At 73.8% G+C, this 17,412-nt stretch carries 15 protein-coding genes; 2 read left to right on the plus strand and 13 right to left on the minus strand.

All coding sequences use genetic code 11. The features are described from left to right. Positions 1 to 560 precede the first annotated feature (560 nt). Positions 561 to 1,808 (plus strand): transcriptional regulator, encoded by a 1,248-nt coding sequence (locus QSK22_RS21020; RefSeq protein ID WP_502872348.1) that lies wholly within the window; start codon positions 561 to 563, stop codon positions 1,806 to 1,808. Between the two features lie 15 nt (positions 1,809 to 1,823). Here QSK22_RS21020 and hisC read toward each other — a convergent pair whose 3' ends face one another. The 7 genes from hisC to QSK22_RS21055 form a co-directional block, all read right to left on the minus strand. After that, positions 1,824 to 2,915, minus strand: coding sequence for a histidinol-phosphate transaminase (gene hisC / locus QSK22_RS21025; RefSeq protein ID WP_285495976.1), 1,092 nt, complete (start codon positions 2,913 to 2,915; stop codon positions 1,824 to 1,826). A 78-nt stretch (positions 2,916 to 2,993) separates the two neighbouring features. Then, positions 2,994 to 3,287 carry a DUF6401 family natural product biosynthesis protein gene (locus tag QSK22_RS21030; protein WP_285495977.1) on the minus strand — a complete coding sequence of 98 codons (294 nt, stop codon included), beginning with the start codon at positions 3,285 to 3,287 and terminating at the stop codon, positions 2,994 to 2,996. A gap of 163 nt (positions 3,288 to 3,450) precedes the next feature. Continuing rightward, positions 3,451 to 4,161: an NUDIX hydrolase gene (locus QSK22_RS21035; protein ID WP_285495978.1), complete on the minus strand. Its 711-nt coding sequence runs from the start codon at positions 4,159 to 4,161 to the stop codon at positions 3,451 to 3,453. 135 nt (positions 4,162 to 4,296) lie between these two features. After that, the gene (locus QSK22_RS21040; RefSeq protein ID WP_285495979.1) at positions 4,297 to 5,625 is read right to left on the minus strand and encodes an SPFH domain-containing protein; all 1,329 of its coding nucleotides are present in this window, start codon (positions 5,623 to 5,625) and stop codon (positions 4,297 to 4,299) included. A gap of 141 nt (positions 5,626 to 5,766) precedes the next feature. Continuing rightward, on the minus strand, positions 5,767 to 5,967 hold the full coding sequence (locus tag QSK22_RS21045; protein WP_285495980.1) for an NfeD C-terminal domain-containing protein: 201 nt from the start codon (positions 5,965 to 5,967) through the stop codon (positions 5,767 to 5,769). A gap of 183 nt (positions 5,968 to 6,150) precedes the next feature. Continuing rightward, positions 6,151 to 6,858: a hypothetical protein gene (locus QSK22_RS21050; RefSeq protein WP_285495981.1), complete on the minus strand. Its 708-nt coding sequence runs from the start codon at positions 6,856 to 6,858 to the stop codon at positions 6,151 to 6,153. Positions 6,859 to 6,951: 93 nt separating this feature from the next. After that, the gene (locus QSK22_RS21055) at positions 6,952 to 7,623 is read right to left on the minus strand and encodes a lysophospholipid acyltransferase family protein (protein WP_285495982.1); all 672 of its coding nucleotides are present in this window, start codon (positions 7,621 to 7,623) and stop codon (positions 6,952 to 6,954) included. Positions 7,624 to 8,052: 429 nt separating this feature from the next. Here QSK22_RS21055 and QSK22_RS21060 point away from each other — a divergent pair, with 429 nt between their 5' ends. Continuing rightward, a complete protein-coding gene (locus tag QSK22_RS21060; RefSeq protein WP_285495983.1) occupies positions 8,053 to 8,406 on the plus strand; it encodes an STAS domain-containing protein in 354 nt (117 codons plus the stop codon). Positions 8,407 to 8,434: 28 nt separating this feature from the next. On the opposite strand, the gene QSK22_RS21065 is transcribed toward QSK22_RS21060, so the two are convergent. The 6 genes from QSK22_RS21065 to QSK22_RS21090 form a co-directional block, all read right to left on the minus strand. Then, the gene (locus QSK22_RS21065; RefSeq protein WP_285495984.1) at positions 8,435 to 9,268 is read right to left on the minus strand and encodes a glutamate ABC transporter substrate-binding protein; all 834 of its coding nucleotides are present in this window, start codon (positions 9,266 to 9,268) and stop codon (positions 8,435 to 8,437) included. 27 nt (positions 9,269 to 9,295) lie between these two features. After that, positions 9,296 to 10,807 (minus strand): GlnX family signal transduction membrane protein, encoded by a 1,512-nt coding sequence (locus QSK22_RS21070; RefSeq protein WP_285495985.1) that lies wholly within the window; start codon positions 10,805 to 10,807, stop codon positions 9,296 to 9,298. A gap of 71 nt (positions 10,808 to 10,878) precedes the next feature. Further along, positions 10,879 to 12,228, minus strand: a complete 1,350-nt coding sequence (locus QSK22_RS21075; RefSeq protein WP_285495986.1) for a vWA domain-containing protein — start codon at positions 12,226 to 12,228, stop codon at positions 10,879 to 10,881. After that, positions 12,225 to 13,415 carry a PP2C family protein-serine/threonine phosphatase gene (locus tag QSK22_RS21080; RefSeq protein ID WP_285495987.1) on the minus strand — a complete coding sequence of 397 codons (1,191 nt, stop codon included), beginning with the start codon at positions 13,413 to 13,415 and terminating at the stop codon, positions 12,225 to 12,227. The genes QSK22_RS21075 and QSK22_RS21080 overlap by 4 nt, the downstream gene beginning before the upstream one ends. A 7-nt stretch (positions 13,416 to 13,422) precedes the next feature. Next, positions 13,423 to 15,906 (minus strand): serine/threonine-protein kinase, encoded by a 2,484-nt coding sequence (locus QSK22_RS21085; RefSeq protein WP_285495988.1) that lies wholly within the window; start codon positions 15,904 to 15,906, stop codon positions 13,423 to 13,425. Next, the gene (locus tag QSK22_RS21090) at positions 15,903 to 17,117 is read right to left on the minus strand and encodes a hypothetical protein (RefSeq protein ID WP_285495989.1); all 1,215 of its coding nucleotides are present in this window, start codon (positions 17,115 to 17,117) and stop codon (positions 15,903 to 15,905) included. Before QSK22_RS21090 ends, QSK22_RS21085 begins: the two co-directional genes overlap by 4 nt. Positions 17,118 to 17,412: the final 295 nt, after the last annotated feature.

Raw genomic sequence — 17,412 nt, forward strand, 5'->3', positions numbered from 1 at the left:
AGACCCGGGAACGGCGCCTTCCGGGTGTCCAAACTGACGTTTCGCTTGATTTTTGGCGATGAAAACCATGAAATGGACGAAGTTCAGCCCACAGGTAAACCAAACGTACGCTAAGAGGGTCTTCCCAATGCACATCAGCGCAACTGCGGTGCTGTTGCCGCGTTTTCGGGTCTTGCCTTTCATCTTCGGACGACCGAAGATGCAGGATCAAGACTGACCGAATGGTGACAAATTACTGACTGAGGGGTCGCGTAGGTTACTTTTTCGCCGCACTCTTGATTCGATTTCGCGTCTGGGCGTCACACAACGTCGCCCTGACCCGATCTGCCCACTGAGGAACGAATCGCACGGGAACTGCGGTGCTGGGTCAGAAGGCAGGGGCGACAAGCCATGAGTCAACCGTTGGGCGGAGCGTGCGTGAACGCAGGGCCGGGGCAGGGGCCCCGCCGAGGGGCCGAGCGGGCAGCGGGCGGTCGCCGATGACCGCCGCGCGGACGGGATCGGTGACACCGGAGCTCACGATCGGCGTCGTAGGCCCGCATGACCTTGTCGAACGGGTCATGCTGATGGGGCACGGACCGACGCCGGTGCCGAGCAGGCTGGTGGCTGCGGCCTACCGGGACGAGCAGGAGGCGGCCGACAAGGTCGTCCGGCTCGGTTCCGGGGTGGACGTGTGCCTGTTCGCCAGCCCGGTGCCGTACGACTTCGCCCGCAAGGCCGGGGTATTGACCATGCCGGCGACCTTCGTCCCGCTGAACGGCGCGGCCCTGCAGGGCGCGCTGCTGCGGGCCTCGCTGGACGAACGGTACGACCCCGCCCGGGTCAGCATCGACGTGCTGGGCCGGGCCGAGGTCGAGGAGGCGTACGCGGAGATCAACCTGGCCACCGACCAGGTGCATCTGCGCGAGGAGGCGGCCGGGCCCGGCACGCTGGCCGCCTTCCACGAGCGGCTGTGGCGGCGCGGGGCCACCACGGTGGCGATGACGTGCGTGCACGCCACCGCCGAGCGGATGGAGATGGCCGGGGTGCCGACCATCCGGGTCCGCCCGACCGGCGCCGCGATCCGCAGCTCGCTGCAGACGGCGGCGCTGCTCGGCGCGCACCACCGGCTGGAGGAGTCGCAGCTGGTGGTCGTCCTGGTAGATGTGCCGACGCTGCGCGAGACGCCGCGCCGGGTCACCCCCCGCTACTGGCGGGACGAGCTGAAGCTGGCCCTGCACCGGGTGCTGCTGCAGGAGGCGCACCGCATGAACGCCTCGGTGTGGCCGCTGGACGACCACAGCTACCTGGTCATCGCCACGCGCGGGTCGGTCACCGCGGGCACCGAGGGGTTCCGCACCCCGCCGTTCGTCGAGCGGGTGCGCGAGGAGCTGGGGCTGGCCGTCGAGGTCGGCATCGGCATGGGCCGCACCGCGCACGAGGCCGAGTCGCACGCGCGGGCCGCGCTGGCCCGGTCGCAGAGCTCGCAGCGCGCGCAGGGGTTCGCGCTCGACCGGGACGGCCGCGCGCTGGTCCCCGCGCCGCGCACGCCGCCGCGCAGCCAGCCGCAGGCCAAGCCCAAGGGGCTGGAGATCCTGGCGCGGCTGGCCGACAAGCTCGGCGACCAGGACCAGCCGCTGATCGTGGACGCGGAGAACGCCGGCAAGATGCTCGGCGTCACCCCGCGCACCGCCCGGCGGCTGCTGCGCACGCTGGTCGAGGAGGGCCTGGCCTGGCCGCTGCCGCCCAACCGCACGCCGCAGCCCGGCCGTCCGCGCCAGCTCTACCGGCTGATCGTCGAGAAGCTGGGGCCCAAGGCGGGCACCTGACCCGCCGGGCCGCCGTCAGGAGCGGTGCGGGAAGGCCGCGGCCACGGCCAGGAAGGCGTCGTTCTCTTCGGGCGCGCCGACCGACACGCGGACGCCCTCGCCCGCGAACGGCCGCACGCTGACGCCCTGGGCCTCGCAGGCCGCGGCGAACTCCATGGTGCGCTCGCCGAGCCGCAGCCACACGAAGTTGGCCTCCGTGGGCGGCACCGTCCAGCCGTCGGCCAGCAGCGCCTCGCGGACCCGGGCGCGCTCCTTGACGGTCTGCTCGACGCGCTCCAGCAGCTCGTCGGCGGCGCCCAGCGAGGCCACGGCGGCCGCCTGCGCGACGCTGCTGACGCAGAACGGCAGGTAGGTCTTGCGGATCGCCCCGGCCACCACCGGGTGCGCCACCAGGTAGCCGATGCGCAGCCCGGCCAGCCCGTAGGCCTTGGAGAAGGTGCGCAGGACGGCCACGTTGGGCCGGTCGCCGTACAGGGTGAGGCCGTCGGGCACGTCCGCGTCGCGGATGTACTCGCGGTACGCCTCGTCCAGCACGACCAGGCAGTCGGCGGGCACCCGGTCGAGGAACGCCTCCAGCTCGGCGCGCCGCACCGCGGTGCCGGTGGGGTTGTTGGGGTTGCAGACGAACACCAGGCGGGTCCGGTCGGTGATGGCATCGGCCATGGCGGCCAGGTCGTGCGTCTCGTCGCGCAGCGGGACCTGGACGGACGTGGCGCCCGACAGCGACACCAGCAGCGGGTAGGCCTCGAACGAGCGCCAGGCGTACACCACCTCGGCGCCCGGCTCGCCGACCGCCTCCAGCAGCATCTGGGTGACCCCGACCGAGCCGCAGCCCACCGCGATGTGGTCGGCGGGCACGCCCCGGTGGGCGCTGATCGCCTCGACCAGCTCGGCGCAGGCGTTGTCGGGGTAGCGGTTGACCTGCCCGGCGGCCCGTGAGATCGCCTCGACCACCGACGGCAGCGGGCCGAACGGGGACTCGTTGGACGACAGCTTGAACGACCGGCCGTCCGGCGACACGACCTTCTTACCGGGCTTGTAGGCCACGAACCGGTCGAGGACGGAGCGGAAGCGCGGCGTGCCTGCCTTGGACGATGCCTCGGACACCGTTGTCCTCCAGAGCGACGGGGTGGTGGGGTCCGGGGACGAACCGGCCACCCGAGCGAAAACGGACCTAGGAGAAATCTATGAACCGGACACCTGACGCAGCATCCAGCAAATAGTAACGATTCTGATGAACTCCCAGTCCCGGGTACCGTTCGGGCGCCAGCCGCGCCGGAACACCTCCTCGGTGAAGTCGTGCAGGTAGGCCAGCAGCGCCTCGGTCTGCGACCGGCCGGGCGCCAGCCGCATGTCACGGATCTCGGCGGCGTGCTGGTCGACGGCCGCGACCAGCGCGGGCGAGCAGGCCATCTCCGCGACGCCGGCCTCGCCTATGTCGCGGACCAGCAGGCCCAGCTCCTGCGACAGATCATCCATGGCGACAAGCTAGCAACGCCCGCCACCTGCCGCGACGCCGGCGTCGAAACCCGTTTCAATAAAATCCGCGCGCGTCGCGCCCGGTCAGTTGATGATCACGCGCCGCGCTCCCGCCCGCACGGCCGCGGCCGGGCCGGTCGCCCTGCGTGACCGGCCGCCGGGGTCAGGTGTGGGTGAGCGGCTGGGGGGCGGCGGCGCGGTCGGGGCGGGGGCGGAGCATGGGCGGGCGCAGCTGCTCGGCGTCGCCCCGGCGGTAGAGCTGGGCGGGGCGGCCGCCGTCGCGGGTGGTGGTGCGGCCGGTCGGGATCAAGAAGCGGTCGGCCCCGGTGACCTTGCGGTGGAAGTTGCGCGGGTCCAGCGGGCAGCCCCAGACGATCTCGTAGACCCGGCGCAGCTCGGCCACGGTGAACTCGGGCGGGCAGAACGCGGCGGCCAGCGAGGTGTACTCCAGCTTGGCGCGGGCCCGCTCGACGCCGTCGCACAGGATGCGGCGGTGGTCGAAGGCGGCGTGGTCGCGGTTGATCAGGTCGTCCACCGGCGTCCACAGCACCTGGGCGCGGCTGGAGGCGGGCAGGTCGGGCGCCAGGCCCAGGTAGGCGACGCTGACCACGCGCTGGCGCGGGTCGCGGTCGGGGTAGCCGTAGGTGGCCAGCTGCTCCAGGTGGATGCGCACGTCGGCCAGCCCGGCGCGTTCGGCCATCAGCCGCGCCGCGGCCACCGGCAGGTCCTCGTCGAGCTGGATGAACCCGCCGGGCAGCGACCAGCAGCCGTTGTAGGGGTCGCGGTCGCGCCGCCACATCAGCGCGCACAGCCGATGCCCGCGCACGGTGAGCACGACGAGGTCGACGGTCACGGCGAGGCGGGGCACGGTCATGTCACAGACGTTACCGGCTGCCGGTACGCGGTGACCGGTGCTCGCGCGGCCCGCCCGACCGAAAAGGCCCGCCGCGGGCGGCCGCTACTCGCGGGCGCCCGCGGACCGGGCCGTGTTCTCGGGGGGGTCGTGCTCTCAGGCGTCCTTGCCGTCCTTGACGGCGTCGGTGACGGCCGGGGTGCGGCCGTTGGGGGTGGACGCGGTGTTCATCCCGGCCAGCAGCTGGCGGGCCAGGCCGAGCCCGGTGCCGCCGAGGGTGAGCGCCTTGGCCAGCATGTCCTCCATGCCCTCGGCGCCGTTCAGCACCACCATGTTGTCGACGTTGCCGAACACCTTGGCGCCCGCCTCGACGATCTTCGGCCAGTTCTCGGCGAGCTGCTGGGCGATGACGGCCTCCTGGTTCTCGGCCAGCGCCGCGGCCCGCGCCTTGATCGCCTCGGCCTCGGCCAGACCCTTCTGCCGGGTCGCCTCGGCCTGCGCCTCACCCAGCAGGCGGGTGGCCTCGGCCTCCCGCTGCGCCTTGAGCTGGATCTCCGTGGCCTGCGCCTCGGCGCGGCGGATGCGCTCCTCGCGCTCGGCCTCGGCCAGCTTGATCCGCTCATAGGCGCGGGCGTCGGCGGGCTTGCGGATCTCGCTCTCCAGCCGCTTCTCGGTGCGCTCGGCCTCCAGCTCGGCGTTGCGGGTCTCCTTGAGGATGACCTCCTGCCGGGCCTGCTGCTCGGCCTGCCGCACCTGGCCCTCGTACTCGGCCTTCTTGATCTCGGTGTCCCGGATCACCGCGGCCTTCTGCCGCTCGGCCTCCTGCTCGCGCTCGGTGGCCTCCTGGTCGCGCTCGGCCTCGGCGATGCGGGCGGCCGACGACACCCGGGCGGCGTGCGGGCGGCCGAGGTTCATGATGTAGCCGGTCTCGTCGTCGATCTCCTGGATCTGCAGGGAGTCGACGACCAGGCCGAGCTTGCTCATCTCGTCGGCGGCCGAGCTGCGCGTCTCGCTGGTCAGCCGCTCCCGGTTGAGGATCAGGTCCTCGACGGTCAGCCCGCCGATGATCGACCGCAGGTGGCCGGTGAACAGCTCGTGGATGGCGCCGTCCATGGAGCCCTGCTGCTCCAGGAAGCGGCGGGCGGCGTTGGCGATGGACACGAAGTCGTCGCCCACCTTGTAGATCACGACGCCGCGCACCCGGACCGGGATGCCCTGCTGGGTGACGCAGCTGACCTCGAGGTTGGCGGCCCGGCTGTCCAGCCGCAGGCGCCGCGCCACCTGGAACCCGGGCAGCACCGCGGTGCCCTTGCCCGTGACGATTTTGAAGCCCAGGCTGTCCACGCCGTCGATCGGCTTGGACCGCGCGCCCAGCCCCGAGATGATCAACGCCTCATTGGGTTCGGCGACCCGCCAGACCATCTTGAACAGGATGATCAGCACGATCAGCGCGACGACCACCGCGACGGTTATTGCTAGGGACATGCGGCCTCCTACCGGTCCGGGACCCCCCGATGCGACTCGACTCGTCCAATAGACGCAGTAAAACCCGAAACGGTTTTGGCTACCAGGGAAAAAGACCGTGAACGGCCGCGTCGGACCGGGACCGCGGGCCGGCGGGGGCGGTCAGGCCATGGCCGGAGCGACGTAGACGGTGCGGGGCGGGTGGTACTCGACGACGACCACGATGCTCCCCACCGGGATCTCCTCGCGTGGATCGACCGGATGGGCGTAGAAGGCCTCGACCCCGCCGCGTACGGGGATCATCACCTCCCCGACCAGACCGGGGCCGATCTTGCCGGTGACCCGGCCCTCCTTGCCGATCAAGGGCTCCCCCTGCTGCTTCCCGTGCTCCGGAGGCGGCGCGCCCGCCCGTCCGGGCATGCGCCGCCGCGCGCCAGCGCCGCGTAGGGGAACGGTATCCGTTCCAACCGCCCCATTGCGACCATGCCCCCGCGTTCAGTGCCCCCGCGTTCGGGGCGCCCGTCGCGCGTGCGGGAGGGCGGGCGGTCAGGGGAGGATGCGGCGGGCCTGGTCGTAGGCCGCGCGGGCGAGCTGCTCGGCCTCGGCACGGGTGGCGTTCGGCCCGTACAGGCTGATCGTGGCCAGGAAGCGGCGGCCGCTCAACACCACGTACCAGGTCTTTGTGTGGGCGCCGCCGCTGGTCGTCGTCACGCCCACGGTGCGCGAGCCGGCGCCGAGGTCGCCGGGCGGGGCCTCGAACACGCGGTGCTCGGACCACTGCGAGCCCACGCGGGTGCGGAACGTCAGGCAGCCCGCCGGCACCCGCGTCTTGACCTGCCGCTCGGCCGCGGCGGCGGTCATCGCCATCAGCGTCTCGGTGGCCGTCTGGCCGTTGCCGCGCGCGAACGTGACGATCGCGGTGGGCGTGCTGCTGTCGACCTCGGCCGGACGGCCCGCCGCGTTGGCGCAGCGCGGCTTGTCGAGGGTGACCTGGTCCTGGAGCTGGTCGAAGTTCTGGATGGCCTTGAGCGAGCCGTACTCGCCGGAGTCGGGCTCGCCCGCCCGCTCGTAGCCGGACACCTCGGTCAGCAGGGCCTGTTCGAGCTGGTCGGAGGTGTAGCCGGTGCCGACGGGCACGGCCCGGTCGGTCGTGCGGAGGGGCTCGGCGCCGCCGCCGTCGTCCGCGCAGGACGCCAGCGTCGCCGACAGCGCCGCCGCCGTGAGCACCGCCAGCGGAAGGAGCCTGTGCGCCATGGGGCGACCTTAAGGGGCACTCGGGGCGAGTCCCCCGGGACGACACGCCGTCGGGCCGCATGCGGCCCCGGGCGGACGCGGCCGCGGGGCGGCTCAGCCCTTGTCGGCGCGCTCGTTGTAGGTGCCGGTGTACTCCTGGCCGGACAGCTTCTGGATCGTCGCGACGATCTCGTCGGTGATGACGCGGCGCGCCCGGGCGGGCGGCAGGTCGCGGTACTGGGAGAAGTCCATGGGCTGGCCGATGCGCACGGTGGGGCGGGGCCCGAAGACGCGCGGCATGGACGCGCCGAGCGGCTGGATCTTCTCGGTGCCGATCACGCCGACCGGCAGCACGCGGGCGCCGGAGGCCAGCACCAGCCAGCCGACCCCGGTGCGCCCCCGGTACAGCCGCCCGTCGGGGGACCGGGTGCCCTCGGGGTAGATCGCGAACGCGCCGCTGTTCTCCAGCACCTGCAGGCCCTGCTCCAGCGCGCCCATCGCGGCCCGCTGCGCGCCGCGGCGGACCGGGATGTGCCCGAGCGTGGTGAGGAACCAGCGGACGAACCGCCCCTTGAGGCCGCGGCCGGTGAAGTAGTCGGCCTTGGCGATGTAGGTGACCGGGCGGGGGATGACCAGGGGGATGATGAAGCTGTCGATGAACGACAGGTGGTTGCTGGCCACGATCAGCGGACCGTAGTGCGGGACGTTCTCCAGCCCCTCGACCCGCGGCCGGAAGAGCAGGCGAAGGATCGGAGCGACCACGCGCGACATGAAAGTGTAGAACACCCAGCCTCCCCAATTCGGCACCGCTACTGTAACCCGCCGGCCGAACCGGGGCCCCGCTTAGGGACCGCTGTTTCCCCCTCCGGCACCACCAGGAATGGCCCCATCGCAGGTCAAGGCCGCTGATCGATGATATGACCCACCATATCGCGCGGAGCGGCGCAGTCTTTGATATAGGGGACGGCGCCGACCTGCAGCGCATTTCTTACCGCAGGGTAGGTTCCCAATGGGTAGCTTTCCCGGGCCCGTGTCCACCGGCGGCCCTGCGCAGGCGGCGCGGGGAGCCCGGCCCCGCCGGGGACCAGGGGCCCGCCGGGGCGCCGGGATCCCGCAGGCGCTTGGCTCGGGGCCCCGGTTGCGCGATGCTGAGGCGACAGGCATTCGACAGGCGAGGGACGGGACCTCTTCCGGGCAGTGAACGAGAGGTTGCCCATGGACTTCGACGTGCACCTCATGCACCACGACCGCTGCACCCTCGTGCGGGTGCAGGGAGAGATCGACCTGGTCTCCCGGCCCCGCTTCGAACACGCCATGTTCGAGGTCATCGACACGGGCCGCCCCATGATCGTCGACATGCGGCAGGTCACCTTCTGCGACTCCACCGGCCTCAACGCGGTCGTGGCGGCGGGTCGCCGGGCGACCGAGCGCGGCGTGCCGATCGCGCTGGCCGCGCTGCCGCCCCGGGTCCGGCGCGTATTCCGCATCACCGGCGTGGACGGGTTCGTCCCGACCTACGAGACGCTGCGGGAGGCGATCGGCGCCCTGCCGTCCACCGCCACCTCCTGAGGGGAGCCGGCCCGCGCCCGCGCGCGGGTCAGGAGCAGCCCTCGAACTGGGGGATGCTGGTGGTGAGCTTCAGCCCCGACTTGCCGAACCACTTGTCGAGCAGGCGGGCGGCCGTGCCGTCCTGGTACATGCGGGTGATGGCGCGGTTGAGGGCCTCGCACCCCGCCAGATCGCCCTTGTGCAGGCCGATGCCGTACTTCTCGTCCGTGAACGGGGCGTTGAGGATCCTGCCGCTGCGGCCCGCGGCGAACCCGGCCAGGATCAGATCGTCGGTGGAGACGGCGTCCACCCGGCGCTGGTCCAGCAGGTCCATGCACTCGCTGTAGGTGTCGACGCGCACCAGCGTGGCCTTGATCTCGCGTTCCTCGGTGACGCGCCGCCACGAATTGGAGCCCGTCACCTGGCACAGCCGCTTGCCCTCCAGGTCGCGCACGCTGCGGATGGAGGTGTCGTCGGCGCGCACCAGGGTGTCCTGGTGCGGCACGTAGTACGGCCCGGCGAAGGTGACCTTCGTCTTGCGCGGCGCGGTGATGGAGTACGAGGCGACGATCATGTCGACGGTGCCGTCCTGCAACGCCCGCTCGCGGACCGAGGACGGCGTGGTGCGAAAGCGGATCCGCTCCGGCGGCACACCGAGCCGTCCGGCCAGGTAGACGGCCACGTCCACGTCGAAGCCCTCGTAGCGGCCGTCGGAGCGGCGCAGCCCCAGATGCGGCTGGTCGGCCTTGACGCCGATGGTCAGCGACCGCGCGCCGACGATGGTGTCGGCCTCGGGCTCCAGCGCGCACCCCGCCGGGGCGGCGACGGCGGCGGCCGCGGCGGCCAGGGCGATCCCCCTGCGCGGAAGGCGCCGGTTGTGCATGACTCAAGACCCTCCGTTCAGCCGGTCTCAGCGGAACTCGGCCAGGCGGGGACGGACGCCGGCCAGGACCAGCCCGGCGACGGCCAGCGCCGCCGCGGGCGGCAGCACGTCCCAGCCGCCCAGCCCGTCGTCGCCCGCCCGCACCGCCCGGTCGAACTCGTCGCGGTGCGCCTGGATCAACGAGGTGAGCTGCTGGTCATAGCTGTCGAACGCGGTGATCGCCCCGGACTGGCGGCCCATGCGCAGCTCGATCGCGGCCCGCCGGTCCCCCGCGGCGGCCAGCTCGCGCATGCGGCGGTCGTTGTCCATGACCCGCTGGTACGCCTGGACGGTCAGCCGCAGCCGGCTCTCCTCGAACTCGGCGAGGTTCTTGTCCTTCTCCTCGCCGAACAGGCCCAGCACCTCCACGGGCGGGCCGCTGGGATCGCGCTCGTAGCTGCGGACGGCCCCGGGCAGCAGGCCGTAGTACGTCTCCAGGTTGAGCGGGCGCAGCCCCGGGTCCACGTACAGCACCGACAGGGCCTTGTCGAGGAAGACCTGCTCGTAGGTGTCGGCGCGGCCCGGGTCGAGCAGATAGCGGCTCTCGTCGGCGAACGCGCTGTGGCTGATCGCGCGGGCCCGGTTGAGCGCGAGGATGGAGTCGAACCCCTCCTCCTTGGCCCGCTGCAGGTGCCCGGCCTGCGCCGACAGCATGGCCATGCCCGCGGCCACGACCGCGAGGGCCAGCACGGTCGCCAGCGCCAGCGCCGGGTTGACCAGCCGCCGGAACCGCCCGGCGAGGTACACCTGCAGCGCGATCAGCAGCGCCAGCGCGAGCGCCCCGGCCAGGCCGACCCGCAGCCGCCCGTCCAGCACGGCGTCCCGGTCGGTCTCGTAGGACTGCCGGACGGTGGCGCCGCTGTCGAGCGTGAGGTTGTACGCCCGGGGCAGCAGCTCCATCTTCATCAGATCGGTGGCCTGCCGGTAGGTGTCGATGACGTTCTGCGGCAGCTCCCCGGCCGGGTGGGCGGACTGCCGGTCCAGCAGCATGGCCTCGCCGACGAGCCGCTCGTAGCGGCCGAGGCCGTCCAGCACCTCCCGGACGGTGCGGCGGCGCGCCTCGTCGCGTCCGGCGATCTGCGCGGCCTGCACGGCGGCCTGGTCGGCCTCGGCGCGGCGCTGCTCGTAGCGGCGCAGCGACTCGGCGCGGCCGATGCCCAGGTCGTGCTCGCGGCCGATCAGCAGGATGTCGGCGACCTGGGCGTCCATGTCGCTGAGCGCGAAGTACAGCGTGCCGGTCGCCATCACCTGCGGCCCGGCGTCGTGCCCGATGGTCTGCACGCCGTCGCGCGCGTTGCCGACCGCGGCCATCGTCACGCCCAGCAGCAGCACGACCGACAGCAGCGACGCGGCCGTGTAGAGGCGGATCCGGCCGGGGATCGTGCGCAGCCCGACCACCCGGAACCGGCGCGGGCGGCGGGCGGCGGGCTCGGCCTGCGGGGCGGGGGCGCCGCCCGCGGCGGTGGCGACGGCCGGGGGGCTGCTCGGTGGCGTCGTCATGTGGGGCCCTCCCCGTGCGGGTGCAGGGTGGCGGTCGTCCGCGCGCCGGCGTGGATGCGGACGGGCATGGCTCAGCCCTGCGTCGCGTCCGGCCCGGACCTGGCGCCGGGGCCTGTCCGTACGGTGCGGATCGACCGCGTGTCCAGGGACAGCTCGTCGGCCTTGGAGACGTCCTTCTTCAGCCGGACGGTGCCGGTGGCGGGGTCGAGGACGTCCACCACCCGGTCCAGCAGCCCGGCGATCTGCTCGTTGCCGACCTTGTGGGCGAGGACGACGGCGCGGCCGAGGCGGGCCGTGGCGGTGTCCTCGTCGCCCCGGCGGCGGGCCTCCAGGCCCTCCTGGATCGCCTCGGCCAGCTCCTGCTGCCCGGTGTGGTGCGCCACCCGGGCGTTGATGCGGGTCGATTTGGCCTCGTCGTCGGTCCACTCGGCCAGCACGTTGCCCATGGCCAGCTCCTGCGCGGGCGCGTCCGGCGCCGCCCCGGGCACGACGAGCTTGACCCAGGCGGCGCGCATCTGCCGTCCGACGTCGCCGGGCGGCACCTCCACGCACAGGTGGTACTCGCGTTCCTCCCGGCCCCACGCGCCGAGCGGGTAGTCGCCGGTCTGCGTCCCCGACTCCACGCGCCTGCCGGTGAGGTCCTGCACGGTCGGCACCATCTGCTTGAGGAACCGCAGCTTGGCATGGCGCGGCGTCCACACCCGCAGCGCCACGTCGGCGACCTGCTTGCCCATGGCCGACTCGGTCATCTCGCGGAAGTGGTGCTCCAGGTCGTCGGGGTCGGGCACGTCCAGGAAGCCGCCCAGCAGCGCCGAGGTGATCTTGCGGAGTTCGGCCGGGTCCCAGTCGGTGCCGACGCCGCGCGCGTCGCACACGAACACGCCCGCGCACCGCGCCAGCGCCTCGTCGAGCTGCTCGTCGGTCTCGTGCTGGTTCTTGCCGTCGGTGAGCAGGATCGCGTGCCGGACGGCGCCGGGATGGCCGGCGAACAGCCGACCGGCCATGGACAGCCAGGAGCCGATGGCGGTGCCCCCGGCGGCGTCCAGCCGGCCGACCACGGTCAGCGCCTGCCGCCGCGTCTCGGGCGACATGCGCACCAGCCGGTCCCCGCGCGGGTAGATCATGCGCGGCCCGTTGGCGCCCGCGATCACGGCGAAGTGCACGCCGTCGCGGATCACGTTGAGGGCGGCGCGGGCGGCGCGCTTGGCGGCGGCCATCTTGCCGGAGTACGACATCGACCCCGAGGTGTCCACGATGATGATCTCCGCGCGGGCCGCGGGCGCGACGGACCCGGCGGTCGGCGCCCTGCCCGCGTTCGCCCCGGTCGCCCCGACGGTCACGATGGCGTGCATCTCCCGCCCGCCCGCGGGCAGGTACGGGTTCTGGTCGACTCTGATCGTGAACTCGGGAAGGTCGCTCATGACTGCTCCCTGATCGGTGCGGTCGGGGTGGGAGGCACGGCGGACGCGGCCGGCGGAAACGGGACGACGGCCACGGTCACGTTGTCGCGGCCCCCGGCGTCCAGGGCGGCGCGCACCAGGAGCCGGGCGGCGCCGAGGGGATCGCCGGACGCGTCGGGCCCGTCCGCCAGCGCCTCGGCCAGGTCGCCGGGCTCGGGCAGGTGGTTCCACAGGCCGTCGCTGCACAGCAGCAGCACGCCGGGGCCGCCCGGCCGGAAGACGGCGTCGTGCGGATCGGGGGACGCGGCCGCGCCGAGCCATCCGGTCAACTGGTGCGCGCGGGGGTCGGCGCGGGCGGCGGCCCTGCTCATCGCGTTGCGCGACACCATCTGCGCCGCCCACGAGTCGTCCGTGGTCAGCAGCGCGGACGGGCGCGCCCCGCCGGACGGCCCGGCCAGCCAGTAGGCGCGGCTGTCGCCGACCCACCCGACCGTGATGTCCTCGGAGGTCACCACGGCCGACACGTAGGTGCAGGCGGGCGAGTCCTCGGGCCGTCCGCCGCCCGTCTCGCCGAGCCGCGCGACGGCCCGACCCGACGCGGCGATCGCGGTGCGGGTGGCGGTGACGGGCGCGACGCCCGCCGACAGGGCGCGGGCGAGCACGGCCACCCCCGTGTCCGAGGCCAGGCGGGCGGCCTCCTCCGACCCCGGGACGGTCGCGACGCCGTCGCACACCACCACGCACACCGCCCGCGGCAGCGCGATCATCGCCAGGGCGTCCTCGTTGCGGGCGCGCCGCAGGCCCCGGTCGGTGATCCCGGCGGCCTGCGCGGGCCTTCGCCCGCCCTGCGGATCGCCGTCGGCGGCCAGCTCGATCTGGACGTGGTCCCGGTCGCCGGGCTGGCGCAGCCCGCACACCTCGCAGAAGCCGTCCTCGCTGATCGCGGTCGCCCCGCAGTCGCCGCAGGACGGCTTGTCGGGCGCGCGGCGGGCGGTCGACACCGACGGTTCGTCCGGCCGCACCCGCACCGGGTAGCGGGCCTGCGGCACGCCGACCTCGGGGGCCTGGGCCGCGGCGGCGTAGGCGGGGCTGGGCGTGCCGCACGCCTCGCAGAAGCGGTCGTCCTCGGCGAGCGGCTCGCCGCACCGGGCGCACGCCGCAGCGCCGCCCGCCCTGCTGCCCGCCTGCCCGTCCGCGTACGTCGTCACAGCGGCATCACAGCAGGGTCATCGGGCGGACGGCGTTGGCCCGGCGGACCAGCGCGTGCCGGTCCTCGGCGCCGTCCGCCAGCTTGGCCAGCGTGCGGTAGGTCTCCTCCAGCCTGCGCCGCAGCCGCGACTCCACCAGCGGGGTGCCGAGCACCTCGGCGGTCGCGCCGCTCGGGGCGGTGGTGGTGCGCACCCAGGTCAGCGCGGCCTCCAGCACCTCGGCGGCGAACCGGGCGTGCCGCTCGGTGTCCAGCCGCAGGGCCTGCAGCCGCCGCGCCGCCCCGGTCAGGACGTCGGCGGTCAGCTCCTCGACCCGCCGCCCCCGCACCGCGGTCGCCACGGCCGCCAGCTGCGCGGCCAGGTAGTGGCTGGACACCGGCGGCACCGAGTCGAGGACGCGTTCGGCTCCCGCCCGGTCGCCGGCGGCCAGCCGCACGCGGGCCAGGCCGAACGCGGCGCTGACGTAGGTGGGGTCGGTGCGCCAGACCGTCTCGTAGAAGCGGGCGGCGGGCTCCCGGCGGCCGTCGCACTCCTCGCAGAACGCCAGCGCCAGCTTGGGCGCGGTCTCGCCGGGCATCAGGTCGTACAGCTCGTCGAAGATCCGGCGGGCCTGCGCCCACTGCCCGCCCGCCAGCGCGAGCGTCCCCCGGTACCAGTCGACGCGCCAGTCGTCGGGGTGCCGGTCGGCGACGCGGCGCAGCAGCCCGGCCGCGTCCGCCAGGTGGCCCCGTTCGATCCGCACCCGGGCCAGCGCCAGGTCCACCTCCACCGAGGGCAGCGGCGAGGCGGCCAGCGCGGCGGCGAGGGAGTCGGGGTCGCGGGAGGTGAGCCCGGCCAGGAACGCCGACGCCGGATCGTTGTCGGCCACCTGCGGCACCGGCAGGGCGGCGACGGCCTCGGCGGGGTCGAGCGGGGCGAGCACCCCCGGCCCGGCCGCGGCCGCCTGCACCGCGGCGCCGCTGTCGGCGATCTCCGTTCCGGCGGCGTCCCGCTCCGGCCCGAACAGCGTGGACGGCGCCGGGCGCGGCTTGCCGTCCTCGGCGGCCAGCACCTCGCGCAGCACCCCGGTCAGCTGGTCGGCCATCTCGGCGGCGCTCTGGAAGCGGGCCGCCGGGTCCGGGTGGGTGGCGCGGCGCAGCAGCCGGTAGTACGACTCATGCCGCTGCAGCAGCGGCACCTCGTGGCGGGGCGGCAGGCTGCGCAGGTGCCGCCGGGTGTAGCCGCGGAACGGGAAGCTCAGCACCGCCAGCGCCCGGCCCACGGTGTACAGGTCGGAGGTGACCGAGGGGCCCCGTTCGGAGATCTCCGGGGCCTGGTAGCCGGGCGTGCCGAAAATCGGGCTGTCGACGTCGAAGGCCCGCCGCACCCCGCCCAGGTCGATCAGCTTGAGCTGCTCCTCCGACTGGATGGCGTTGTCGGGCTTGAAGTCGCAGTACAGCAGGCCCACGCCGTGCAGGTAGCCCAGCGCGCGCAGCACCTCCAATCCGTAGGCGAGGACCTGCGGCAGCGGCAGCGCCGCCTCCTCGCCCTCCTGCTTGCGACGCTGCAGCAGGATGTCCTTGAGGGACTGGCCGCCGACGTACTCCATGACGATGTAGCCGGAGTCCCCGTGCCGCACGAAATTGTAAATCTTGACAATATTAGGGTGCTCCACCTCGGCGAGGAAGGCGCGTTCGGCGGCGGCCGCGGCCAGCGAGTCGGCGTCGCCTGTGTCCAGCAGGCCCTTGAGCACCACCCAGCGGCCGTTGACGTTGTGGTCGCGGGCCAGGTAGATCCAGCCGAGCCCGCCGTGCGCCAGGCAGCCGAGCACCTCGTACTGCCCGCCGACCAGGTCGCCGGGCTTGAGCTTGGGCGTGAACGAGAACGGGTGCCCGCACTTGCGGCAGAAGCCCTCGGTGCGGCCGGGGCGCCCGTCGCGGCTGCGGCCGACGGGCTCGTCGCAGCGGCTGCAGAACCGGCGCTTCTCCGGCACCTCCGGATGTCCCATGATCGCCGACGCGGGGTCGCGGTAGGGGACGGGCGGCACGTTCACCAGCCCCTCGCCCAGGGTGCCGCGCCGCGCTGAGCCGCCCGAGGTGCCCGACGACCGCGACCCCCGCCACAGCGTCCGCCCCCCGCTGGACGGCCCGGACCCCTGCGAGCCCGCGCCCGACGGCTGCGAGGAGGCCTGCGGCGCGGTCTGCCCCGGCGGTTGGAAGGGCGCCCCTGCGCCGCTCCCGGCGGCCCCATGTGACGGGGCGCTGGGCGCCGCGGCCGCTCCCGCGCCCGACCCGCCGCCCGTCGGGGGCGTGACGGGCGGAACGGCAGGCGGGGCGGCCAACGGCACCGAAGCCGGGGACGCGGCCGAGACGGCCGCCCCTGCAGCCGCCCCTGCGGTCGGCCCGGTGACCGACAGCACCGCGCCTCCGGCGGGCGGGGCCATGCCGCACTCGTCGCAGAACCCGTCCTCACCGACAGTGCCCGAGCAGTCGGGCTGGGTGCACCGTGTCATCGCCCCGCCCCCGCCTCGCTCTCCCGCACTTTGATCGCCCGCTGATAGTCCGCCACCGCCACCGTCGCCCGTCGCAGGTCGCACGGGGCTGACCACAACAGGTCACGCGCCCTTTTGTACAGGGTCGTGAGCGTGTCGTCCTCCACCAGGCCCAGCCTGGCCGCCTTCGCCCGGTATGCCTCCAGGCGGCCGCGCAGCTCGCCGCGCCGGTCCAGCAGGCCGGTGCTGAGCCGCTGCTCGTCCCGGGCCTGCGCCAGGGCCCGGCGGGCCGCCGCGTCCAGCTCGGTGACCCGGCCCGCCAGCTCGGTCCAGCGGCCCGCGCGGCGCAGCCCGTCCAGCGTCGCCACCTGCTCGCGCAGCGCCGCCGCCCGCGACGGGCCCGGCTCGGGCGGCACCGGAGCGGCGATCTTGCGCAGCGCCTCGTCCCGGGCCCGGGCCGCCAGCCGCTCGGCCTCCGCCACGCCGTCGACGGACGCACGCAGATCGGCCACGCGCCGCTCGTAGTCCTCCTTGAGCCGCACCGCCTCGCCCAGCGACTCGCGCAGCACGTCCAGCGCGTCGCGCAGCCGGTCGAGCCGGGAGGTGTCGGCCCGCCCGTCCCGCACCAGCGACAGCGGATCGGTGCGGGCCAGCCGGCCGAACGCGGTCAGCTCGCGCCCCAGCCGGTCGATCTCGGGACGCCGCGCGCCGTCCAGCTCCTGCGCCAGCCGGGCCGCCTCCCGCCAGTCGCCCTCCACCTCGTCCAGCGGGACCAGCAGCGCCGTCCACGCGGCGTCCGCCGCGACGACCACCTCGACCACCCGGTCGAACGTCTCCTCCATCGTGGCGACGGCCTCGTTCAGCGTCAGCCGCCGCCGGTCCGGGCCGAGCAGGGTGCGCTGCTCCAGCGGGATCTCGCCCTCGGGCGCCTCCACCGACGGGCCCGCCAGCAGCTCGGTCAGCTCCGCCAGCGTCGCCGGGTCGGGACGGCTGCGGCGGGCCCGCAGCCGCTCGGCCGCCTCCACGACCTGCCGGCAGGCGTCGAACAGCAGCCACAGCCGTTCGAGGCGGCGCTGCGTCTCCTCCCAGCGCCGCCACGTCTCCCCGGACAGCACGGCGCCCTTGAGCAGCCGATACCCCTGGTGCGCCTCCACCTCCAGCAGCGAGTCGGCGATCCGCTCGTGCTCCTCACGCAACGTCCGCAGGGCGTGGTCGACGCCCTCACGGCTCATGGGTGCGCCCGCCCCAGCCCCGCTGTCGTTCACGTTCGCTCCGCGCTTCGATCCGCCCGACCCCCGTTGCATTCGCTCGTCCCCGCCCCGTTCCCCCGCTGGCGGCCCGGGAGCAAAAGACCACCCGCAGCGTCAAGAATCCGGCAGGCACTTACCAATCAGTGTGATCGGTGACACTTTCGGGCACAAGCGGTGGTCATCACACGACCTCCCGTCTTGTTTTCGGGAACGACCTGGTGTGAGCTTGCGTTTGCGTACATGAGGCAGTCCAGAGAGGAGTTGAGCGTCCGCAGTG

Source organism: Actinomadura sp. NBRC 104425, assembly GCF_030269545.1.
Classification (GTDB): domain Bacteria; phylum Actinomycetota; class Actinomycetes; order Streptosporangiales; family Streptosporangiaceae; genus Spirillospora; species Spirillospora keratinilytica.